At 71.1% G+C, this 21,113-nt stretch carries 19 protein-coding genes; 14 read left to right on the plus strand and 5 right to left on the minus strand.

Annotated features, from left to right (window positions below; translation table 11 throughout):
- Positions 1-7 precede the first annotated feature (7 nt).
- The 4 genes from NRY95_02370 (at position 8) to NRY95_02385 (ending at position 5,684) form a co-directional block, all read left to right on the plus strand.
- Positions 8-1,477, plus strand: a complete 1,470-nt coding sequence (locus tag NRY95_02370) for a benzaldehyde dehydrogenase (protein UYC16848.1) — start codon at positions 8-10, stop codon at positions 1,475-1,477.
- 171 nt (positions 1,478-1,648) lie between these two features.
- Entirely contained in the window at positions 1,649-2,491 is an 843-nt protein-coding gene (locus tag NRY95_02375) for a p-hydroxycinnamoyl CoA hydratase/lyase (protein ID UYC16849.1), read from the plus strand.
- A 22-nt stretch (positions 2,492-2,513) separates the two neighbouring features.
- Entirely contained in the window at positions 2,514-4,661 is a 2,148-nt protein-coding gene (locus NRY95_02380) for an acetate--CoA ligase family protein (protein ID UYC16850.1), read from the plus strand.
- 51 nt (positions 4,662-4,712) lie between these two features.
- Positions 4,713-5,684 (plus strand): alpha/beta hydrolase, encoded by a 972-nt coding sequence (locus NRY95_02385; protein ID UYC16851.1) that lies wholly within the window; start codon positions 4,713-4,715, stop codon positions 5,682-5,684.
- Positions 5,685-5,745: 61 nt separating this feature from the next.
- Here NRY95_02385 and NRY95_02390 read toward each other — a convergent pair whose 3' ends face one another.
- A complete protein-coding gene (locus NRY95_02390) occupies positions 5,746-6,669 on the minus strand; it encodes a helix-turn-helix domain-containing protein (protein ID UYC16852.1) in 924 nt (307 codons plus the stop codon).
- A 100-nt stretch (positions 6,670-6,769) separates the two neighbouring features.
- Here NRY95_02390 and pobA point away from each other — a divergent pair, with 100 nt between their 5' ends.
- The gene (gene pobA, locus NRY95_02395) at positions 6,770-7,963 is read left to right on the plus strand and encodes a 4-hydroxybenzoate 3-monooxygenase (protein ID UYC16853.1); all 1,194 of its coding nucleotides are present in this window, start codon (positions 6,770-6,772) and stop codon (positions 7,961-7,963) included.
- Between the two features lie 723 nt (positions 7,964-8,686).
- Here the strand turns inward: pobA and NRY95_02400 are convergent.
- From NRY95_02400 to NRY95_02410, 3 genes are all read right to left on the minus strand, one after another.
- Positions 8,687-9,670, minus strand: a complete 984-nt coding sequence (locus NRY95_02400; protein ID UYC16854.1) for a PDR/VanB family oxidoreductase — start codon at positions 9,668-9,670, stop codon at positions 8,687-8,689.
- A gap of 81 nt (positions 9,671-9,751) precedes the next feature.
- Positions 9,752-10,537, minus strand: a complete 786-nt coding sequence (locus NRY95_02405) for a GntR family transcriptional regulator (GenBank protein ID UYC16855.1) — start codon at positions 10,535-10,537, stop codon at positions 9,752-9,754.
- A 28-nt stretch (positions 10,538-10,565) separates the two neighbouring features.
- A complete protein-coding gene (locus NRY95_02410; GenBank protein ID UYC16856.1) occupies positions 10,566-11,642 on the minus strand; it encodes an aromatic ring-hydroxylating dioxygenase subunit alpha in 1,077 nt (358 codons plus the stop codon).
- Between the two features lie 408 nt (positions 11,643-12,050).
- On the opposite strand from NRY95_02410, the gene NRY95_02415 reads away from it, so the two are divergent.
- The 9 genes from NRY95_02415 (at position 12,051) to NRY95_02455 (ending at position 20,076) form a co-directional block, all read left to right on the plus strand.
- Complete coding sequence (locus tag NRY95_02415) at positions 12,051-12,722, plus strand: 3-oxoacid CoA-transferase subunit A (protein ID UYC16857.1); 672 nt, start codon at positions 12,051-12,053, stop codon at positions 12,720-12,722.
- Positions 12,719-13,366 carry a 3-oxoacid CoA-transferase subunit B gene (locus NRY95_02420; GenBank protein UYC16858.1) on the plus strand — a complete coding sequence of 216 codons (648 nt, stop codon included), beginning with the start codon at positions 12,719-12,721 and terminating at the stop codon, positions 13,364-13,366. The genes NRY95_02415 and NRY95_02420 overlap by 4 nt, the downstream gene beginning before the upstream one ends.
- Positions 13,363-14,571, plus strand: a complete 1,209-nt coding sequence (gene pcaF / locus NRY95_02425) for a 3-oxoadipyl-CoA thiolase (GenBank protein UYC16859.1) — start codon at positions 13,363-13,365, stop codon at positions 14,569-14,571. The genes NRY95_02420 and pcaF overlap by 4 nt, the downstream gene beginning before the upstream one ends.
- Positions 14,572-14,676: 105 nt before the next feature.
- Positions 14,677-15,393 (plus strand): protocatechuate 3,4-dioxygenase subunit beta, encoded by a 717-nt coding sequence (gene pcaH, locus NRY95_02430; protein UYC16860.1) that lies wholly within the window; start codon positions 14,677-14,679, stop codon positions 15,391-15,393.
- A 4-nt stretch (positions 15,394-15,397) separates the two neighbouring features.
- Positions 15,398-15,961 (plus strand): protocatechuate 3,4-dioxygenase subunit alpha, encoded by a 564-nt coding sequence (gene pcaG / locus NRY95_02435; protein UYC16861.1) that lies wholly within the window; start codon positions 15,398-15,400, stop codon positions 15,959-15,961.
- Between the two features lie 231 nt (positions 15,962-16,192).
- Positions 16,193-17,536, plus strand: a complete 1,344-nt coding sequence (locus NRY95_02440) for a 3-carboxy-cis,cis-muconate cycloisomerase (GenBank protein UYC16862.1) — start codon at positions 16,193-16,195, stop codon at positions 17,534-17,536.
- Positions 17,537-17,566: 30 nt separating this feature from the next.
- Positions 17,567-18,349, plus strand: coding sequence for a 3-oxoadipate enol-lactonase (gene pcaD / locus NRY95_02445; GenBank protein UYC16863.1), 783 nt, complete (start codon positions 17,567-17,569; stop codon positions 18,347-18,349).
- 88 nt (positions 18,350-18,437) lie between these two features.
- A complete protein-coding gene (pcaC, locus tag NRY95_02450; protein ID UYC16864.1) occupies positions 18,438-18,824 on the plus strand; it encodes a 4-carboxymuconolactone decarboxylase in 387 nt (128 codons plus the stop codon).
- Positions 18,825-19,236: 412 nt separating this feature from the next.
- Positions 19,237-20,076 (plus strand): alpha/beta hydrolase, encoded by an 840-nt coding sequence (locus NRY95_02455; GenBank protein UYC18472.1) that lies wholly within the window; start codon positions 19,237-19,239, stop codon positions 20,074-20,076.
- 165 nt (positions 20,077-20,241) lie between these two features.
- Here the strand turns inward: NRY95_02455 and NRY95_02460 are convergent, their stop codons facing one another.
- On the minus strand, positions 20,242-21,102 hold the full coding sequence (locus NRY95_02460) for a helix-turn-helix domain-containing protein (GenBank protein ID UYC16865.1): 861 nt from the start codon (positions 21,100-21,102) through the stop codon (positions 20,242-20,244).
- Between the last annotated feature and the right edge of the window lie 11 nt (positions 21,103-21,113).

A 21,113-nucleotide genomic window follows, 5' to 3' on the forward strand; every position in this document is an offset into this window, starting at 1 on the left:
ACGCACCATGAATGTCACCAGCACTCCCCTGGCCCATGCCGCGACCTGGCAGGGCACGCTGTTCGACGGCGACTGGATCGCCGCGGCGCAGACCCTCGAGGTGATCGAACCGGGCTCCGGCCAGCCGCTGCACACGGTCGGCAAGGCCGGGCCGGCCGAGGTCGGCGCCGCGGTGGCGAAGGCGCGCGCGGCGCAGCGCGCCTGGGCCGCGACGCCGCCACGCGAGCGCGCCGCGGTGTTCCATCGCGCCGCGGCGATCCTGCAGGAACAGGCGGCCGCGGCCGCGTCGCTGATCGCGCGCGAGACCGGCGGCATCCTCGCCAAGGGCGAACACGAGGTGCGCGAGGCGATCGTGCTGCTGCAGCGCGCCGCGGCGATGCCGTTGCACGCCAGCGGGCAGGTGCTGCCGAGCGCACCGGGCCGCTTGAGCCTGGCGCGGCAGCTGCCGATGGGCGTGATCGGGGTGATCTCGCCGTTCAATTTCCCGCTGGTGCTGTCGCTGCGCTCGGTGGCGCCGGCGCTGGCGGTCGGCAATGCGGTGGTGCTCAAGCCCGATCCGCGCACCCCGTATGCCGGCGGCTTCGTCATTGCCGAGGTGCTGGCCGCCGCCGGCCTGCCCAAGGGCCTGCTGCACGTGCTGCCCGGCGGCGCCGATGCCGGCCAGGCGCTGGTCGAGGCGCCCGGCGTGCCGATGATCGCGTTCACCGGTTCCACCGCGGCCGGCAGGAAGATCGGCGAGCTGGCCGGCAGGCACCTGAAGAAGGTCTCGCTGGAACTGGGCGGCAAGAACGCGCTGATCGTGCTGGAGGACGCCGACCTCGATCGCGCGGTCTCGGCGATCGCCTTCGGCGCCTACTTCCACCAGGGACAGATCTGCATGGCCACCGGCCGCGTGCTGGTCCAGCGCGGCATCGCCGCCGAGCTGACCCGGCGCCTGGCCGAGAAGGCGCGGCACCTGCCGGTCGGCGATCCGGCCAGCGGCCAGGTGGCCCTCGGGCCGATCATCGAACGGCGCCAGCTGCAGAACGTGGTGGACATCGTCGCCGCCTCGGTGGCGGCCGGCGCGGTGGTCGAGGCCGGCGGCAGCTTTGATGGCCTGTTCTACGCGCCGACGGTGCTGTCCAACGTGCAGCCGGGCATGCGCGCGTTCGAGGAGGAAGTGTTCGGGCCGGTGGCCAACATCATCGTGTTCGACAGCGACGAGGAGGCGGTGGCGCTGGCGAATCGCACCGAGTACGGCCTGTCGGCCGGCGTGATCTCGGCTTCGCTGGGCCGCGCGCTGGCGATCGGCGAGCGCCTGCACACCGGGTTGCTGCACATCAACGACCAGACCGTGGCCGACGAGGTGGTCAACCCGTTCGGCGGCACCGGCGCCTCCGGCAACGGCACCAGCGTGGGCGGCCCGGCCGACTGGGAGCAGTACACCCACTGGCAGTGGGTCACGATCCAGGATGCGGTGCCGCAGTACCCGTTTTGAGCTTAAAGCCCCTCTCCCGTTCGGAGAGGGGTTGGGGTGAGGGTACGGCGCGAAAGCGACTCGCGGATTCAAGTACACGAGGCTGCGCCCGGACCCTCATCCGCCCCTTCGGGGCACCTTCTCCCGACGGGAGAAGGGAATCCCCATTCTCCCCCACTGAAGGTGATCCACATGAGCAGCAATCCCGAACACGACACCGTCGCCTACGCCGTCGAGGACGGCGTGGCCTGGGTGAAATTCAACCGCCCGCAGAAGCGCAATGCGATGAGTCCGGCGCTCAACCGCAGGATGATGGAGGTGCTGGACGCGCTCGAGTTCCGCGACGACGTGCGCGTGCTGGTGCTGAGCGGCGAGGGCAGCGCCTGGACCGCCGGCATGGACCTGCAGGAATACTTCCGCGACACCGAGGCGCACGGCCTGGCCGGCACGCGCAAGGCGCAGCGCGAGAGCTACGGCTGGTGGCGGCGCCTGCGCTGGTACCAGAAGCCGACCATCGCGATGGTCAACGGCTGGTGCTTCGGCGGCGGCTACGGCCCGCTGTTCGCCTGCGACCTGGCCTTCGCCGCCGAGGACGCCAGGTTCGGCCTGTCCGAGATCAACTGGGGCATCCTGCCCGGCGGCGGCGCCTCCAAGGTGGCGGCCGAATTGCTGTCGTTCCGGCGCGCGATGTACCACGCCATGCTCGGCGAGCCGATCGACGGCCGCACCGCCGCCGAGTGGGGCCTGGTCAACGAGGCGCTGCCGGGCGAGCGCCTGCGCGCGCGCGTGGCGGAGGTGGCGCAGGCCTTGTCGAAGAAGAATCCGGTGGCGCTGAAGGCGACCAAGGACGCGGTGCGGCGCGTGCGCGAAATGACCTACGAGAACGCCGAGGACTATCTGGTGCGCGCGCAGGAGGCGGCCAACAGCTACGACAACGACGGCCGCAAGGAAGGCCTGAAGCAGTTCCTGGACGAGAAGACCTACAAGCCCGGCCTGGGCGCCTACGACCTGTCCCGGCAACGCCGCGGCGCCTGAGCACAGCGAGGTCACGATGGACATGAGCACGACTCCCGCCGCGCCGCCGCTGGGCGCAGTGCGGACCCCGGTGCAGCGGCTGCTGGAACCGGCTTCGATCGCCATCGTCGGCGCCTCGCCGACGCCGGGCGCGCTCGGCGCCTCGGTGCTGGGCAATCTCGAGCGCAACGGCTATGCCGGGCAGATCCACCTGATCAACCCCAAGCGCGAGGAGATTGGTGGGCGCCCGTGCCTGGCGTCGATCGCGCTCCTGCCCGATGGCGTGGACGTGGCGGTGCTGGCGATCCCGCAGCCGGCGGTGCTCGACGCGGTGCGCGCGCTGGCCGCGCGCGGCGTGGGCGCGGCGGTGATCTTCTCCTCCGGTTTCGCCGAGGCCGGCGAGGCCGGGCAGGCGCAGCAGCGCGAGATCGCACGGATCGCCGCGGCGGCCGGCATGCTGGTCGAAGGCCCCAACTGCCTGGGTTGCATCAACTACCTGGCGCGCATCCCGTTGACCTTCATCGAGGCCGAGGTGAGCGCCGAACAGGCGGCGCGCAACCGCGCCGCGCCGGCGATCGGCATCCTCTCGCAGAGCGGGGCGATGATGACGGTGCTCAACACCACCCTGGCCAGCCGCGAGCTGCCGCTGTCCTACGCGATCTCCACCGGCAACGAGGCCGCCAGCCACATCGAGGATTACATCGCGTTCCTGCTCGATCATCCGGGCACGCGGGTGATCGCGATGATCGCCGAGCAGTTCCGCCAGCCGCGGCGGCTGCTGGCGCTGGCGCGGCGCGCGCGCGCGGCCGGCACGCGGCTGGTGTTGCTGCATCCGGGCAAGAGCAGTGCGGCACGCGACTCGGCCGCCACCCATACCGGTGCGCTCGCCGGCGACTACCAGGTGATGCGCACGCTGGTTGAACGCGCCGGCGTGGTACTTGCCGAGACCCTGGAAGAACTGGGCGACATCGCCGAGATCGCGTTGCGCTGTCCGCGCCTGCCGGCAGCGGGCACCGCGATCCTGGGCGAGTCCGGTGCGTTCAAGGCACTGTGCCTGGACCTGTGCGAAGAGCTGGGCCTGGACCTGCCGCCGTTGCACGACGGCGATTCCCCGGCGCTGCGCGCGGCGCTGCCGCCGTTCGTCGCGGTCAGCAATCCGCTCGATCTCACCGCGCAGGGGCTGGTCGATCCGGACCTGTACCAGCGTACCCTGGCGGCGCTGTTCGACGACCCGCGCTGCGCCACGATCGTGGTCGGCCTGATCCAGACCGACCCGGTGACCTGCGCGATCAAGCTGCCGCCGGTGCTGCGCGCGGTACGCGAACACCGCCCGCACAAGGCGGTGATCTTCGCCGGCCTCGACGAGGGCGCGGCGCTGCCGGCCGACTATTTGGCGCAGCTGCGCGAACTGGGCGTGCCGTACTTCCCCAGCAGCGAACGCGCGCTGCGCGCCATCGCGCGCCTGGCGGCGCTGGCCGAGCGCGATTTCGACGAAGCCGCGGCGGTGGCGATGCAGGTCGCGTTGCCGGCGCAGGCTGGGGTGATTCCCGAGCATCGCGCCAAGGCGCTGCTGGCCCCGCTCGGGCTGCCGTTCGCGCGCGGCGAACTGGCCGCCACGCTGCAGCAGGCGCAGGCGGCCGCGGCGCGGATCGGCTATCCGGTGGCGCTGAAGGTGCAATCGGTCGAGCTGGGCCACAAGAGCGATGTCGGCGGCGTGATCCTCGGCCTCGGCGACGCCGCGGCGCTGGCGGAAGGCTGGCAACGGCTGCACGCCAATCTCGCCCGGCATGCGCCGCACGCGCCGCTGGAGGGGGTGCTGGTCGAGGCGATGGGCGAGCGCGGCCTGGAGATGATCGTCGGCGCGCGCCACGATCCGCAGTGGGGACCGGTGATCCTGGTCGGCTTCGGCGGCGTCGCCGCCGAGGTGCTGCGCGACGTGCGCCTGCTCGCGCCGGACCTGCCGGCCGCCTCGGTGATCCGCGAACTGGACCGGCTCAAGGGCGCGGCGCTGCTGCACGGCCATCGCGGCGCCGCGGCGCTGGACGTGACCGCGCTGGCGGACCTGGTGGTGCGGCTGGGCGCCGTGCTGCGCGCCGAACCGCGTATCCGCGAGATCGACCTCAATCCGGTGATCGTCTATCCACAAGGGCGCGGCGTGCTCGCGCTGGATGCGCTGATGCTGATCGACTGATCCGGCCCGCGCGGCCGGCTCCCCACTACGCAACCAAATGCGGAGCGCGTCATGCAGGCAGATCCGTTCGACCCCGCGCGGCTGGCGCCCGAGGTGCTCAAAGTGCTGGGCACGCTGGCCGCCGCCAGCGCCGGCGCACCACCGCTGCACACCCTGCCGGTGCCGGCCATGCGCCAGGCGTACCGGGGAATTTCCGCCTTGCTCGGTGGCGAGCCGTGGCCGCTGCCTGCGGTGCGCGCGCTGCAGGCCGAAGGACCGCTCGGGCCGATCCGCTTGCGCCTGTATCTACCCGACGCGGCCGCGGCGCCGCATGCGGCCACCGTGTACCTGCACGGCGGCGGCTGGACGATAGGCGACCTGGACAGCCACGACCGGGTCTGCCGGCGCCTGGTGCATGCCGCCGGTTGCGCGGTGGTCGCCGTGGACTACCGGCTGGCGCCGGAGCACCCGGCGCCGGCCGGTCCCGAGGACGTGCTGGCGGCGATCCGCTGGCTGCACGCGCATGCCGCGGAACTGGAGCTGGATCCGGCGCGCCTGGCGGTGGCCGGCGACAGTGCCGGCGGCAGCCTGGCGGCGATGGCCTGCCAGCTGCTGCGCGGCAGCGGCGTGGCGTTGCGCGCGCAGGTGCTGTTCTATCCGTGCACCGACCTGTCGCCGAGCGGCGACGCATTCGCGTCGCGACGCAGGAACGGCGCGGTGCCGCCGTTGACGCTGGAGCTGATGCAGGTCTTTTCCGGCGCGTTCCTGTCCAGCGGCGTGGACACGCGCGACCTGCGCCTGTCGCCGTTGCAGGCCACCGATTTCGCAGGATTGCCGCCGGCGCTGGTGCTCACCGCCGACTGCGATGCGCTGCTCGACGACGGCCGCCTGTATGCCGATGCAGTGCGCACCGCGGGCGTACCGGTGGAGTACGTCGAACTGCCCGGCATGGTCCACGGCTTCATCGAGATGGCGGGCGTGTTGCCGGCCGCGGTGCAGGCGATCGCGCGCAGCGGCGCGTTCCTGCGCGAGCGCCTGGCCTGAGCGGCACGCGCAGGCCGCTTCCGATCGTGCCGACAGGCTGCACGCAGCAGCGCGGGCGGTCCTAGCGCGCTGCCGGCGCGCCGACGCCGCCCTGCTGCGCGCGCCGGTACGCGTTCGGCGAACAGCCGGCGTTGCGCGCGAAATAGCGGCTGAAATAGGCCGCATCGGCGAATCCCAGCCAGGTGGCGATCTGCTGCACGCTCAGCGAGGTGTAGACCAGGCTGCGCTGCGCCTCCAGCATCACCCGCCGCTGCAGCAGCTGCAGCGGCGCGGCGTTGGCATGCTGCCGGCACAGCGCGCCGAGGTGGCTGGCGCTCAGGCCCAACTGGTCGGCATAGCGCTGCAGCGGCCAGTGTTCGCGATAGTGCCGGTCCACCAGCGCCAGGAAGCTGCGGACGTGCGCGCTGCCGCGGTCGTGGCCGCTGTCCGCGCCCGGCGCGGGTTGCTGCAGCACGCGCCGCGCGGTCCACACCAGCAGCTGCCCGGCCAGCGCGTGCAGCATCGGCACCCGGCCCTCGCGGCGGTGCGCGTGTTCGGTGGCGAGTGCGGCGAAGCAGGCGTCGAGCGTGGCGCGCTCGCGCCCGACCTCCAGGCACGCCGGCCGCGCCAGCGCCTGCGCCATCTGCGGCCATTGCGCCTGCCAGGCCTGCAGCAGCGCGGCGGACAGGGTGACGATGTGGCCGCGGATGCGGCGATGGAAATCGAAGCCGTGCACGTACAGCGGCGGCATCCATACCAGCGTGGCGCGATCCACGCGCTGGCTGCGGCCGTCGATATGGAGTCCGGCCGGGCCGCGCTGCACGTACAGCAGCTGCGACAGGTCGTGGTGGCGGTGCGGCCGGATCCGCCAATCGTGCAGTCGGCTGCGCGCCGCGATCGATTCCCAGTGCAGCGCATCGGCCGCGGCGCCGTCGCCGGTTTCGCCATACAGGCGGAACGCGGGGACGGGGTGTGCCTGAACGCTCGGTTCGGTGATCGTCGCCATCGTCGGAAAGTGCAGGAATTCCTGCGGTTAGTCCATTGGCATCAGCCGTTCGCGGCGGAAGACTGGCGAAAAGTACCGTAACCCTTGTTCGGAGAACAGCATGAAGACCACCGTGGCCATCATCGGCGCAGGTCCCGCGGGGCTGCTGCTCGGCCAGTTGCTGCTGCGCCAGGGCATCGACACCCTCGTCATCGAGCGGCGTTCGCCGCAGTACGTGCTTTCGCGCATCCGCGCCGGGGTGCTGGAGCAGGGCACGGTGGAGCTGCTGCGCGCCGCCGGCGCCGATGCCAGGCTGCAGCGCGAAGGCGTGGTCCACCACGGCTTCGAACTGGTGCTGGATGGCCGCCGCGAACGCATCGACCTGGGCGGCCCCGGCGGCGCGGGCGCGGTCACCATCTACGGCCAGACCGAGGTCACCCGCGACCTGATGCAGGCGCGGGCCGAGGCCGGCGGGGTCAGCGTCTACGAGGCCGAGGACGTGACCTTGCACGGTTTGGACGGCGACCACCCATGGGTGGAGTACGTGCAGGACGGTGCGCGGGTGCGGCTGGACTGCGATTACATCGCCGGGTGCGATGGATTTCATGGGGTCAGCCGCGCGTCGATCCCGGCCGGGGTGCTGCGCGAGTACGAGCGGGTGTATCCGTTCGGCTGGCTCGGGGTGCTGGCCGATACCGCGCCGGTCAACGAGGAGCTGATCTATGCGCGGCATGCGCGCGGGTTTGCGCTGTGTTCGATGCGCTCGCCCACGCGCACCCGCTACTACGTGCAGGTGCCGGCCGGCGAGCGGGTGGAGGACTGGTCGGACGCGCGCTTCTGGGACGAGTTGCGCGCGCGCCTGCCGGACGCGGTGGCGGCGCGGCTGCGCACCGGTCCGTCGATCGAGAAGAGCATCGCGCCGTTGCGCAGCTATGTGGTGGAGCCGATGCAGTATGGCCGGCTGTTCCTGGCCGGCGATGCGGCGCATATCGTGCCGCCGACCGGGGCCAAGGGCTTGAATCTGGCGGCGGGCGACGTGGGGCTGTTGGCGTCGTTGTTCGCGCAGGCGCGGCAGGAGGGCGGCGATGCGCCGCTGCTGCGCTATTCGGCGTTGGCGTTGAGGCGGGTGTGGAAGGCGGTGCGCTTTTCGTGGTGGATGACGACGATGCTGCATCACTTCCCGGACGAGGACGCGTTCGAGCGGCGGCTGCACGAAGCCGAGTTGGACTATTTGCTGGGCAGTGCCGGTGGGCGCGCGACGATTGCGGAGAACTATGCGGGGTTGCCGATGGAGACGGGGGCGGCGTTGGCTTAGCCGGGTCGGCGCGGCGCCGGATGGGGTTTGCCTATCGGTTCCTGCGCTCCCTGTAGCAGCGGCTTCAGCCGCGACGAACGACGCCTCACGGCGGCCGATCTCGTTCACTGCGGGCGCCGGATCATTTCTGATCCGGATGTTGTTTGGGATTCTGGAGTCACGGCTGAAGGATCGCCAGAGCTAGAGCTAGAGCAAAGATTGAGAGCAAAAGCTTTCGCCTTGCGGCGAGTCACTTTTCTTTGCTTGTGCAAAGAAGCGCTTCACAGCAGCCGAAGGCTGATCAAAGTAACCAAAAGAAGTGCTTTCCCACAGCCGAAGGCTGGTCGAGCACACCCCGCAGTGCGCCTTCCGCGCTGCGCGCTCCGGGTCCGCAGCCCCGACGGGCATTTTTCGCTGGCACATCCATGTGCCAACGAAAAACGTCGCGCATCCTGCGCGCCGCCCCTCGGGTATTCGTCCGCCGGAGCTGCCGCGCTGAGGGGGGCCGGAAGATCAAAAGCACAGCAGCAACAGCAGGAGCAAGAGCCGGGTAAGGACAAGCGCGACGGTGGAAGTAACGGCGCTAGCGCGCGCTTAGCCCCTCTCCCATCGGGAGAGGGGTTGGGGTGAGGGTACGGGCGCAGCCTGGCGCTGCTTCAAATTGCACGAGGTTCCGCACGTTCCCGTATTCGCCTCGATGGGGCGCGTGTTAAATCCCACCCTGGCCGCTCGCGCGGCGCACGCTCACAGCGCGTCGGCGCGGTAGCCGGTGTCGATGCTGATGCTGCCGCCCAGGGCGCGCGAGACGCAGGCGCAGAGTTTGCGGTTCTCGCGGCGCTGTTCGTCGCTGAAGAAGACGTCGCGGTGGTCCAGGCCGGCGTCGGCGGCGAGCACGTCCACCTGGCACAGGCCGCATTCGCCGCGCCGGCATTCGGCCATCATCTCCACGCCGGCCGCCTGCAGGGCGTCGAGCATCGATTCGTTCTCGGCCACCGGGACCTCCAGGCCCAGCGCCGGCAGCCGCACCACGAACGGTTGCGCCGCGGCGCTGCCGCTGTTGCCGAAGGTCTCGAAGTGCAGCCGCGCGCGCGAACGTCCGGCGGCGTGCCAGTGGCGGCGCACCGCGTCGAGCATGCCCAGCGGGCCGCAGACGTAGATCTCCGCGGTCGCGGACAGCTTGGCGATCTCGGTCTCCAGGTCGGGCGCGCCGTGTTCGTCGTCGCAATGCAGCTGCAGGCGCTCGCCCAGCGTGGCCTGCAGCTGCGGCAGGTAGGCCATCGCGCTGCGCGCGCGGCCCACGTAGAGCAGGCGGAACGCCGGATGCCGCTGCGCCAGCCGCTGCGCCATGCCCAGGATCGGGGTGATGCCGATGCCGCCGGCTACCAGCAGGATCTCTGCGGCGCGCTCGTCGAGCGCGAAGTTGTTGCTGGGGACGGAGGTCTCGAGGCTGTCGCCGGGCGCCAGCGTCCACATGTGGCGCGAGCCGCCGCGGCTGTCGGGCATCGCGCGTACCGCGATCAGGTAGCGGCCGTCGGCGCGCGGCTCGCCGACCAGCGAGTAGGAGCGGATGTCCTCGCGCCCGTTCAGGCGCAGGCGGAAGTCGAGGTGGCTGCCGACCGCGAACGGACGCGAGTGCGCGCCGGGGTCGAGCAGAATCTCGCGCACGCCGTCGCAGGCATCGGCGATCGCGACCACGCGGGTGGGGTACCACTGGGTTTCCTTGCGCATGGCGGGGGTCCAGGTGTGGAGGAAGAAGAACGGTCTGCTGAGAACGCGAGCGGTGCGCGCCGCGGCCGGCACGCTGTCGGCTCAGGACGTTCCGTCGCTGCCGCGCGCCCGCGCGCCAGGCGCCTTGCGCCGGATCAGCGCGCCGCCGTGGACGCGGCCGATCGCGTGCTGGTCGCGCAGGGCGTAGCGGAAGTTGCGTTGCGCCAGGTGCGCGTGCTCGCGCATCAGCGCCTCGGCGCGTGCGCCCTGGCGCTGCTCGATCGCCTCGACCACCTGCCGGTGCTGGTCCTGCGCCAGGGTCAGGATCAGCCGCGCTTCCGGCACCGCCGCCTGCGCCATCACGAAGCCGTTGGGCGAGGCGAACGGCAGCTGCACCGTGCGCGCGAACTCGCGCGCGAGCAGCTCGCTGCCGGCCATCCCGATCAGCAAGGCATGCAGCCGTTCGTTGTATTGCACGTAGTCGGCGAAGTCGTCCTCGGCCAGGTCCGAGGCGAGTACCGCGTCCAGCCGTTCCAGCAGCACGCGCGCCTGCTGCAGGTCGGTGGCGCTGGCGCCGCGTTCGGCGGCCAGGCGCGCGGCCAGCCCCTCCAGGGTGCCGCGCAGTTCGATCGCGTCGTGCACGTCGCGCTCGCTGAAGGACTTCACCGCGTAGCCGCCGCCGGGCAGGGCGGTGGTCAGGCCTTCCTCGCACAGGCGTTGCAGCGCCGCACGCACCGGGGTGCGCGAGACGCCGAGGCGTTCGACCACCGCCAGTTCCGACAGGCGCTCGCCCGGCGCCAGCGTGCCGCCGAGGATCAGGTCGCGCAGTTCGAGCAGCGCGCGGGTGGTCTGCGCGGCGCTGGAGCGGAAAGGAGGCGTGGCGTTCATGGCAATCCGAAAGAAAGGGCGGGCGGGATCAGCCGACCATGCGCAGGTCCAGGTCGCGGCTGCGCTGTTCGCGCGCGATCATGCGCTCGATCAGACGCCGCGCCCACATCCCGCCGGCATCGACGTTGAGGTTGTAGAACACGTGGTCCGGATGCGCGTCGATCGCGCGCTGCTGCGCCTCCAGCACCGCCTCGTCCTCGCCGAACACGCCGGTCACGCCCTCGCGCAGCAGTGTGGTCATCGACTGCTCGTGCAGCGAGTGGTTGCGCATGAACGCCCAGAAGTAGTGGCAGCTGCCGTCGGTCTCGGGAGTGATGGTGTTGAGCACGTAGCCGTTCACGCCCTGGCGGCGGTCGCCTTCCGGCGCGCCGCTGCCGGCGATCGCCACGCCGACGTCGATGGCGATGGTGCACGGCGCCTCGAAGCGGATGATCTGCCAGCGGTCGACCTTGCCGCGGTAGCCCAGCGCGTGCTCGATCTGCCGCGCCCAGAACGGCGGCGGGTCGATGTCGCGCATCCAGCGCGAGACGGTGACGCTGCGCTCGCCGTGGACCACCTCGAACGGCGCCTCGGCCACCGCGTCCTGGCCGATGCTGGAGCCGTGCACGAAGGTCTCGTGGGTCAGGTCCATCAGGTTGTCCAGCACCAGCCGGTAATCGCACTTGACCTGGATGGTGCGGCCGTCGCCGGCCCAGGCCGGGTCGCTGTTCCAGTGCAGGTCGGGGATCAGCGCCGGGTCGGCCAGTGCCGCGTCGCCAGGCCAGATCCACACGTAACGGTGCTTCTCGGCGACCGGGAAGCTGCGCACGCAGGCCGCGGGGTTGATCGTCTCCTGCGAGGGCATGTGCACGCAGCGGCCGTGCGCGTCGTAGACCAGGCCGTGGTAGCCGCAGACCACGTCGTCGCCGCGCAGCTTGCCCATCGACAGCGGCACCAGCCGGTGCCAGCAGGCGTCCTCCAGCGCCACCAGCGCGCCGGCGCCGGTGCGGTAGAGCACGATGTCGAGATCGCAGGCCTTGCGCGGCAACAGGGCGTGGCGGACCTCGTGGTCCCAGGCAATGGCGTACCAGGCGTTGAGCGGGTAGCGGGGAGTCGAGTCGGACATGGTGGATCCTGTATACATTTTGGCGGCCCGTGCATGCAGGCGTTGCGAGAATTTACATATAAATTGGTTTTTTGCGGGGTTGGAAAAAGCGGATGCCGCCAAGTTGTATACATTGTGCCGCAGCCGTGCACGCCGCATTGCAGCATCGATAATGTTCGATTATCGATTTGTATGGGCGGTAATCGAATTGACCGCGTGGAGCGCTGCGCCTAACGTGTGGCTCTGTCCGGTGGCGCGACGGCGGCCGCGCGAGGCCTCGTCGGCGCACCGACGCTTCGATCAACCAGGCGCAACGGCGTCCGCCGCCGCTGCGCACCCGTGGGAGGCAGCACACATGTCGGCAACCCTTTATCGCCCCCTGAGCGGCCTGCATCCGCTTGCCGGGCAAGGCCCAGCAGGAATGGCGGCATGATCGACAAGACCGTCGCCTCGTACGAGGCCGCCGTGGCCGACATCCACGACGGCGCCACGGTGATGATCGGCGGCTTCGGCAGCGCCGGCATGCCGGACCAACTGATCGACGCGCTGATCGCCCAGGGCGCGCGCGCGCTGACCATCGTCAACAACAACGCCGGCAACGGCGAGACCGGGCTGGCCGCGCTGATCAAGCACAAGCGCGTGCGCAAGATCATCTGCTCGTTCCCGCGGCAGAGCGATTCGCAGCATTTCGATGCGGCCTACCATGCCGGCGAGATCGAGCTGGAACTGGTGCCGCAGGGCAACCTGGCCGCGCGCATCCATGCCGCCGGCAACGGCCTGGGGGCGATCTTCACCCCGACCGGCTACGGCACCGAACTGGCCAGGGGCAAGGAGACGCGCGAGATCGATGGCCGGCACTACGTGCTCGAATATCCGATCCGCGCCGACTTCGCGCTGATCAAGGCGCACCGCGGCGACCGCTGGGGCAACCTGGTGTACCGCAAGACCGCGCGCAACTTCGGCCCGCTGATGGCGATGGCCGCCGACTGCACCATCGCGCAGGTCGGCGCGGTGGTGGCGCTGGGCGCACTGGATCCGGAAGCCGTGGTCACCCCCGGCATCTTCGTGCAACGCGTGGTCGCCGCAGGAGAGCGCGCATGAACCGCCTGAGCCGCGAACAGATCGCCGCGCGCGTGGCGCGCGACATCGCCGAGGGCGCCTACGTCAACCTCGGCATCGGCCTGCCGACCCTGGTCGCCAACTTCCTGCCCGCCGACAAGGAGATCTTCCTGCATTCGGAGAACGGCGTGCTCGGCATGGGCCCGGCGCCCGCGCCCGGCGAGGAGGATCCGGACCTGATCAACGCCGGCAAGCAGCCGGTGACGCTGCTGACCGGCGGCTGCTACTTCCACCATGCCGACTCGTTCGCGATGATGCGCAGCGGACGCCTGGACGTGTGCGTGCTCGGCGCATTCCAGGTCTCGGTGCATGGCGACCTGGCCAACTGGAGCACCGGCGCGCCGGACGCGATCCCCGCGGTCGGCGGCGCGATGGACCTGGCGATCGGCGCCAAGGACGTGTTCGTGATGATGGACCTGCTGACCAAGAACGGCGACAGCAAGCTGGTCGCCGAGTGCACGTATCCGCTGACCGGCCTGCGCTGCGTCTCGCGCGTCTACACCGACCTGGGCGTGTTCGCGGTCGGCAAGCACGGCGCCGCTGTCATCGAGCTCGTCGACGGCGTGTCGCTGGACGAACTGCAACGCCTGACCGGCCTGTCGCTGACCATGGAGAAGGCGCAATGAGCGACGTGTTCATCATCGACGGCATCCGCACCCCGATCGGCCGCTATGGCGGCGCGCTCGCCGGCGTGCGCGCCGACGACCTCGGCGCGCTGCCGATCAGGGCGCTGCTGGCGCGGCATCCGCAACTGGATCCGGCCTTGATCGAGGACGTCTATCTCGGCTGCGCCAACCAGGCCGGCGAGGACAACCGCAACGTCGCGCGCATGAGCCTGCTGCTGGCCGGCCTGCCGTCCAGCGTGCCCGGCAGTACCGTCAACCGTCTGTGCGGCTCGGGGCTGGACGCGGTCGGCACGGTCGCGCGCGGCATCCGTGCCGGCGAGTTGGGGCTGGCGATCGCCGGCGGCGTGGAGTCGATGTCGCGCGCGCCCTACGTGATGGGCAAGGCCGCCACGCCGTTCGCGCGCGAGCAGCGCATCGAGGACACCACGATGGGCTGGCGTTTCGTCAATCCGCAAATGCAGGGCCTGTACGGCGTGGAGCTGATGGGCGAAACCGCGGAGAACGTCGCCGCGCGCTACGCCATTTCGCGCGAGGATCAGGACGCGTTCGCGCTGCGCAGCCAGCAACGCACCGCCGCCGCGCAGGCGGCCGGTTTCTTCGACGGCGAACTCGTGCCGGTGACGGTACCGGGCGGCAAGCGCGGCGAGACCGTCGAGGTCGCGCGCGACGAGCATCCGCGCGCGGACACCAGCGCCGAGGCGTTGGCGCGGCTGAAGCCGATCTTCCGCCAGCCGGGCACGGTCACCGCCGGCAACGCCTCGGGCATCAACGACGGCGCCGCGGCGCTGCTGCTGGCCTCGGCCGCGCAGGTACAGGCGCTGGGCCTGACCCCGCGGGCGCGCGTGCTCGGCTTTGCTTCGGCTGGCGTGGAGCCGGCCTACATGGGCATCGGCCCGGTGCCGGCCACGCGCAAGTTGCTGGCGCGGCTCGGCGCGACGATCGAGGACTTCGATGCGATCGAATTGAACGAAGCCTTCGCCGCGCAGGGGCTGGCGTGCCTGCGCGAGCTGGGCGTCGCCGACGATGCCGCGCACGTCAACGCCAACGGCGGCGCGATCGCGCTCGGCCATCCGCTGGGCATGAGCGGCGCGCGCCTGGCGCTGACCCTGCTGCGCCAGCTCGAGGCCAGCGGCGGCCGCCGCGGCCTGGCGACGATGTGCATCGGCGTCGGCCAGGGCGTGGCGCTGGCGATCGAGCGGGTCTGAGCGACTATCTTGTAGCCGCAGCGTTGCAGGCATGAAGCGGCTCCTGCCCAAGCGCAGGCAACGAACACGCAACAGGCTCCGTGCGGAGCCACCGGAAGGAGCAAGATGAGCGATTCCACCAACGCGGCACTGCTCGGCTATCGCAAGCCGTATCCGGGCACGCAGCCGCCGTACATCCATCCGGCCTATGCCTCGACCGTATGCCGCGGCCCCAGCCGCGACCCGATCGCGATTCCGGCCACGTTGTCCGAAGTCACCGGCCCCACGCTGGATCGGATCACCCTGGGCGCGCATGCCGCCGACCTCACCGCCGGCTTTCCCGGCGCGCCGCTGGGCGAGCGCATCGTCGTCTCCGGCCGTGTGCTCGACGAGAACGGCCAGCCGGTGCGCAACAGCGTGGTCGAGGTCTGGCAGTGCAACGCCGCCGGGCGCTACCTGCACGCCGGCGACCAGCACGATGCGCCGCTGGACCCCAACTTCACCGGCACCGGCCAGGTGCTGACCGACGCGCACGGCCGCTACCGCTTCAAGACCATCAAGCCCGGCGCCTATCCGTGGCGCAACCACTACAACGCCTGGCGTCCGGCGCACATCCACTTTTCGCTGCACGGCGAGGGCATCGGCCAGCGCCTGGTTACGCAGATGTACTTCCCCGGCGACCCGCTGCTGGCCTACGACCCGATCTTCAATTGCGTGGACGACGACAAGGCCAAGGCGCGGATGGTGTCGGCGTTCGACTGGGAGAACGCGATCAGCGAATACGCGCTGGCCTACCGGTTCGACATCGTGCTGCGCGGCCGCAAGCAGACCGTCTGGGAGTGACACCATGAGTTTTCAGGCAACCCCTTCGCAAACCGTCGGCCCCTACTACCGCCTGGGCCTGGAGCCGCTGTACCGCACCGAGATTGCGCCGGCCGCGGCGCGCGGCGAGCGCGTGCAGGTGAGCGGCACGGTGTTCGATGGCGCCGGCGTGCCGGTCGCCGATGCGGTGCTGGAGATCTGGCAGGCCGACGCCGCCGGCATCTACGCGCATCGCGACGACCCGCGCCACGACGATCACGATCCGGCGTTCCACGGCTGGGGCCGCGTGCCGACCGACGCGCATGGCCGTTTCTCCTTCAGCACGATCAGGCCCGGTGCGGTGGCCGGGCCCAAGGGCGTGCCGCAGGCGCCGCACCTGGTGGTGCTGGTGTTCATGCGCGGCTTGCTGCGCGCCGCGTCCACGCGGCTGTACTTCGCCGATGCCGCGGGCAACGACGAGGATGCGATCCTGGCGCTGGTGCCGCCGCAACGGCGCGGCACGCTGCTGGCCCAGCGCACCGCGCCGGGGCAGTACGCCTGGGACGTGCACATGCAGGGCGAGCAGGAGACGGTGTTCTTCAGTTATTGAGTGGCGTGTTGCTCTCAGTCGAGTGAAAGCTGTGGGAGCGACTTCAGTCGCGACGGGCGTTACCGGTAAGGCCTGTCGCGACTGAAGTCGTTCCCACAGGTGACTGCGGCAGGCGGACGATGTCGGCCGATCAGCGCAAGCCACTGAATGCTCAGTCTCCCATCCCGTCATCGCGTTGGCGCTACCCTTGGCCGGCCCGATGTGCCGGCACAACCCGTAGAGACGTTACCCATGAGTTCCAGCCTTTCCCTGCTCAGTCCCCTGTTCGGCGACCCCGCCATCGATGCGCTGTTCGACGACGCCGCGCGGTTGCAGGGCATGCTCGATGTCGAAGCGGCGTTGGCGCTGGCCGAGGCGCGCTGCGGAGTGATTCCGCAGGCGGCGGTCGCGCCGATCCAGGCGGCCTGCCAGGCGCAGCAGTACGACCTGGCCGCGCTCGGCCAGGCCACCGCGCTGGCCGGCAATCCGGCCATTCCGCTGGTCAAGGCGCTGACCGCGAAGGTCGAGGCCGCCGATGCGGCGGCCGCGCGCTGGGTGCACTGGGGCGCCACCAGCCAGGATGTGATCGACACCGGCAGCGTGCTGCAACTGCGCGCCGCGCTGGACGCGCTGCAGCCGAAGCTGGCCGCGCTGTGCGATGCCGTGCACGCGCTCGCCCAGCGCGAACGCGACACCGGGTTGCCCGGCCGCACCTTGCTGCAGCAGGCGGTGCCGGTGACGTTCGGACTCAAGGCGGCCGGCTGGCTGGATGCGTTGCAGCGCGCGCAGCGCCGCCTGCAGGCGTTGCGCGAGGACGCGCTGGTACTGCAGTTCGGCGGCGCCGCCGGCACATTGGCCTCGCTGCAGACGCAGGGACTGGCGGTGGCGCAGGCGCTGGCGCAGGCGCTGCGCCTGCCGCTGCCGGCGCTGCCCTGGCATGCCGCGCGCGACCGCATCGTCGAGGTCGGCAGCGCGTTCGCGCTGTTGGCCGGGACCCTGGGCAAGATCGCCACCGACATCGTGCTGCTGATGCAGTCGGAAGTGGCCGAGGCGTTCGAGCCGGCCGCGTCCGGCAAGGGCGGCTCCTCGGCGATGCCGCACAAGCGCAATCCGGTGGGCTGCGTGGCCGCCATCGCCGCGGCCACGCGCGTGCCCGGCCTGGTGTCCACGCTGTACGCGGCCTTGCCGCAGCCGCACGAACGCGCCGCCGGGCAGTGGCATGCCGAGTGGGACACCGTGCCGGAGATCGTGCGCCTGAGCGCCGGCAGCCTGGCGCAGATGCGCAGCGTCATCGAGGGCCTGGAACTGGACCGCGCGCGCATGCGCACGCACCTGGACAGCCATGGCGGGCTGCTCTACGCCGAGGCGGTGTCGGTCGCGCTCGCCGCCACCTTGGGCAAGGCCGCCGCGCACGCGCTGGTGGAGGAATCCGCGCGCCACGCGTTGCAGCAGGGCCGTCATTTGCGCGAGGTGCTGGCGGCCGACGCACGGGTGACCACGGTGCTCGATGACGACCGACTGCAGGCGCTGTTCGCTGCCGATAGCTGGCGCGGCATGGCCGATGTCTGGATCGACCGCGTGCTCGCCAACGGCTGAGCCTGTGCAACTGGATTCCGCGGAGCCGCCATGCCGTTTCTCGATCTGCCCAGCCATCGCCTGCACTACCGCCTCGACGGCAGCGCCGGCAAGCCGTGGCTGACCTTCTGCAATTCGCTGGGCACCGACCTGCACATGTGGGACGCGCAGATCGACGCACTGGCGCCGCACTACCGCCTGCTGCGCTACGACCGTCGCGGACATGGCGGCTCCGGCGTGCCGGCCGGCCCCTATCGCGTCGACGATCTCGGCGGCGACGTGCTGGCGCTGTGGGATGCGCTGCGGATCGAACGCAGCCATTTCTGCGGGCTGTCGATCGGCGGCCTGACCGGGCAGTGGCTGGGCCTGCACGCCGGCGCACGCCTGGAGCGCCTGGTGGTGAGCGCCACGGCGCAGAAGATCGGCAGCGAGGACAGTTGGCGGGCTCGCATCGCGCAGGTTCAGGCCGAGGGCCTGACTGCACTGGCGGCGGCGACGCGCGGGCGCTGGTTCACCCCGGCCTTCGCCGCGCGGTGTCCGCAGCGGCTGGACGAGATCATCGCCACCTTCCTCGCCACCTCGCCCGAAGGCTATGCGGCGTGCTGCCACGCCGTGGCCAGCGCCGACTTCCGCGGGCGGCTCGGCGCGCTGGCGGCGCCGCTGCTGGCGATCGCCGGCGACGACGATCCGGTGTGCCCGCCGCAGGACCTGCGCGAGATCGCCGCGGCGGTGCAGGACGGCCGTGCTGCGCAGGTGCCCGGCCGTCACATCTGCAATGTGGAGTCCGCGCAGGCGTTCAACCAATGCCTGATCGAGTTTCTGCATGCCTCCTAGAGTGCAGTCCGCTCCGCCCGCCGCTTGCCGACAACCGCCGTCCAGCGACCCCGACGCTGCATCCTCCCGCCATCACAACGGAAACCCCATGGACGAGAAACAACGCTATGACGCCGGACTGCAGGTCCGCAAAGCCGTGCTCGGCGAGGAGCATGTGCAACGCTCGCTGGACGCGCGCACCGACTTCACCAGCGAGTTCCAGGAGTTCATCACCCGCACCGCCTGGGGCACGGTCTGGACCCGCGACGGCCTGCCGCGGCACACGCGTTCGCTGCTGACCCTGGCGATGATGGTCGCGCTCGGCCACGACGAGGAATTCAAACTGCACGTGCGCGCCGCGCGCAACAACGGCGTCAGCGCGGACGAGATCAAGGAAGTGCTGCTGCAGGCGGCGATCTACTGCGGCGTGCCCGCGGCCAACCACGCCTTCGCGCTGGCCAAGCCGATCCTGGAAGAGCAGGCGGCCGAGGGCTGAGGCCGGCGGCGGCGCAACGCCGCATTTTTTGTGGGAGCGGCTTCAGTCGCGACGGGACTTCCTGGTAACGCCCGTCGCGACTGAAGGACACCTCTAATAACCCCAAAAAACTCGACTAAAACGCTCGCAAGTCATTGATGCGCATAGTGCGAAATTTTTAGAATCGAGGTTGTTAGAGGTGCCCTGACGTCGCTCCCACACGGTAATCCGTACTTCATCGACCGGCACGACGGCACGGGTCGCCGTGGCAAGATGCGGGCAATGGTCGGACGCGGCTCCGCGCCACGCACCCCTTTCTTTCGCGAGGTCCGCCATGCCATTCCGAAGCGTCTGCCTTGCCCTGCTGCTGCCCTTGCTGCTGCTCCCCGGCCTCGCCGCACAGGCGCAGCCGCAGCCCGGCCCCGGGACGCGGATGGCGCAGGTGCGCGCCGACGACGGCCAGGTGCTCGCGGTCTGGTCGCGGCTGCCGGCGCAGCCGCGCGGCACGATCCTGCTGGTGCACGGCCGCACCTGGAGTTCGCTGCCCAATTTCGACCTGCAGGTGCCGGGCGAGCCGGCCGATACGCGGTCGGTGCTGGCGGCGCTGGCCGGCGCCGGCTATGCGGCCTATGCGCTGGACCTGCGCGGCTACGGCGCCAGCGCGCGCGACCGCAGCGGCTGGAACACGCCGGCGCGCGCGGTTGCCGACGTCGGCGAGGTGCTGGCCTGGATCGCGCGCCAGCACCCGCCGCTGCCGCCGCCGGCGCTGCTGGGCTACTCCAACGGTGCGCGGGTCGCGTTGCTGGTCGCCCAGGCGCAACCGCAGGCGCTGTCGGCGTTGGTGCTGTACGGCTTTCCCGACGACGTCGATGCGCCCGCCGCTGCCGAGCCGGTGGCGGCGCGGCCGCCGCGGGCGCGCACCACCGCCGAGGCCGCCGGCTCGGACTTCGTCACCGCCGGCGCCGCGCCGCCGGCGGTGCGCGCGGCCTATGTGGCGCAGGCGCTGGCCGCCGACCCGGTACGCAGCGACTGGCGCGCGCAGGAACAGTTCGCCTACCGCCCCGAGCAGGTCGCGGCGATGCCGGTGCTGTTGCTGCGCGGGGTCGACGATCCGCTCGCCACCCAGGCAGAGAACGCGCATCTGTACCTGCGCCTGCGCAGCGCGGACCGCAGCTGGGTCACGCTGCCACATGCCGACCACGTCGCCCACGTGGAGGACGTGCATGCGGCCTGGGTGGATGCGGTGGTCGGGTTCCTGCGCCGGCCGCGCTGAGCGCGGCACTGGCAGGGTGACGCGCATTGCGGCCGGCAGCGCAGGGCGCAATGCCGCGCTCGCAGCACCCGCGCCGCTGGCGCCAGCGCGGCGTTGTGGCAGCGCTGGCGCCGTACGCTCGGCGTTGTCGACGTCGCGCGCGGCGCGCAACGCGCTTGCCGGGACTCAGCTGAGCAGGCCGCCCAGGCGCTGCGCGGCGTCCTTCAGCGGCGGCAGCAACTGCGTCTGCATCGCCTGCAGGCTCACCCGGCCGGCCTGGGTGCCGATGTTGAGCGCGGCGATGACCTCGCCGCGGCGGTTGCGCACCGGCACCGCGATCGAGCGCAGGCCGATCTCCAGCTCCTGGTCGATCAGCGAAACGTCCTCGCGGCGCACCCGCGCCAGCGTCTCCAGGAACTCGCGCTGGCCGGTGACGGTGCGCTCGGTGCGCGGGCGCAGCGGATTGCGTTCCAGGTAGCTTTCCAGGGTGTCGTGCGGCAGCGCCGCCAGCAGCACCCGGCCCATCGAGGTGCAATAGGCTGGCAGCCGGCTGCCGGCGCGCAGCCCGATCGACATGATGCGCACGGTCTCGGCGCGGGCGATGTACAGCAGGTCGTCGCCGTCGAGCACGCCCAGCGAGCAGGATTCGTGCGCCGCGTCGCGCAGCGCGTCCAGCACCGGTTGTGCGGCGGCGGTCATCGACGAGGACGCCACGTAGGCGCCGCCGATGCCCAGCACGCGCGGCAGCAGCACGTAGCCGCGGCCCTGTTCGCCGACATAGCCGAGCTTGGCCAGGGTGTAGAGCACGCGCCGTACCGCCGCGCGCGAGATGCCGGTCTCGGTGCTGATCTGCGACATGGTGACTTCGCGCGCGTGCTGCGCGAACACGCTGAGCACGGCCAGGCCGCGCGCCAGCGAGGTCATGAAGTCCGGGTCGCCCTGCAGCCCGTCGATCTGCTGCATCAGCTCGTGGGTGAGCCCGCGCTCGGCGGGCGGCGAACCGGGGCCGGCCTTGCGCCGGCCTGCGGGAGCGGGGGAAGCGGCCATCAGGTGAGCGT

It is taken from the genome of Xanthomonas campestris pv. phormiicola (genome assembly GCA_025666215.1).
GTDB lineage: Bacteria > Pseudomonadota > Gammaproteobacteria > Xanthomonadales > Xanthomonadaceae > Xanthomonas_A > Xanthomonas_A campestris_A.

Coding starts and splice junctions, on each gene's coding strand:
- NRY95_02370 (UYC16848.1), top strand. CDS start 8: ATGAATGTCACCAGCACTCCCCTGGCCCATGCCGCGACCTGGCAGGGC.
- NRY95_02375 (UYC16849.1), top strand. CDS start 1,649: ATGAGCAGCAATCCCGAACACGACACCGTCGCCTACGCCGTCGAGGAC.
- NRY95_02380 (UYC16850.1), top strand. CDS start 2,514: ATGAGCACGACTCCCGCCGCGCCGCCGCTGGGCGCAGTGCGGACCCCG.
- NRY95_02385 (UYC16851.1), top strand. CDS start 4,713: ATGCAGGCAGATCCGTTCGACCCCGCGCGGCTGGCGCCCGAGGTGCTC.
- NRY95_02390 (UYC16852.1), bottom strand. CDS start 6,669: ATGGCGACGATCACCGAACCGAGCGTTCAGGCACACCCCGTCCCCGCG.
- pobA (UYC16853.1), top strand. CDS start 6,770: ATGAAGACCACCGTGGCCATCATCGGCGCAGGTCCCGCGGGGCTGCTG.
- NRY95_02400 (UYC16854.1), bottom strand. CDS start 9,670: ATGCGCAAGGAAACCCAGTGGTACCCCACCCGCGTGGTCGCGATCGCC.
- NRY95_02405 (UYC16855.1), bottom strand. CDS start 10,537: ATGAACGCCACGCCTCCTTTCCGCTCCAGCGCCGCGCAGACCACCCGC.
- NRY95_02410 (UYC16856.1), bottom strand. CDS start 11,642: ATGTCCGACTCGACTCCCCGCTACCCGCTCAACGCCTGGTACGCCATT.
- NRY95_02415 (UYC16857.1), top strand. CDS start 12,051: ATGATCGACAAGACCGTCGCCTCGTACGAGGCCGCCGTGGCCGACATC.
- NRY95_02420 (UYC16858.1), top strand. CDS start 12,719: ATGAACCGCCTGAGCCGCGAACAGATCGCCGCGCGCGTGGCGCGCGAC.
- pcaF (UYC16859.1), top strand. CDS start 13,363: ATGAGCGACGTGTTCATCATCGACGGCATCCGCACCCCGATCGGCCGC.
- pcaH (UYC16860.1), top strand. CDS start 14,677: ATGAGCGATTCCACCAACGCGGCACTGCTCGGCTATCGCAAGCCGTAT.
- pcaG (UYC16861.1), top strand. CDS start 15,398: ATGAGTTTTCAGGCAACCCCTTCGCAAACCGTCGGCCCCTACTACCGC.
- NRY95_02440 (UYC16862.1), top strand. CDS start 16,193: ATGAGTTCCAGCCTTTCCCTGCTCAGTCCCCTGTTCGGCGACCCCGCC.
- pcaD (UYC16863.1), top strand. CDS start 17,567: ATGCCGTTTCTCGATCTGCCCAGCCATCGCCTGCACTACCGCCTCGAC.
- pcaC (UYC16864.1), top strand. CDS start 18,438: ATGGACGAGAAACAACGCTATGACGCCGGACTGCAGGTCCGCAAAGCC.
- NRY95_02455 (UYC18472.1), top strand. CDS start 19,237: ATGGCGCAGGTGCGCGCCGACGACGGCCAGGTGCTCGCGGTCTGGTCG.
- NRY95_02460 (UYC16865.1), bottom strand. CDS start 21,102: ATGGCCGCTTCCCCCGCTCCCGCAGGCCGGCGCAAGGCCGGCCCCGGT.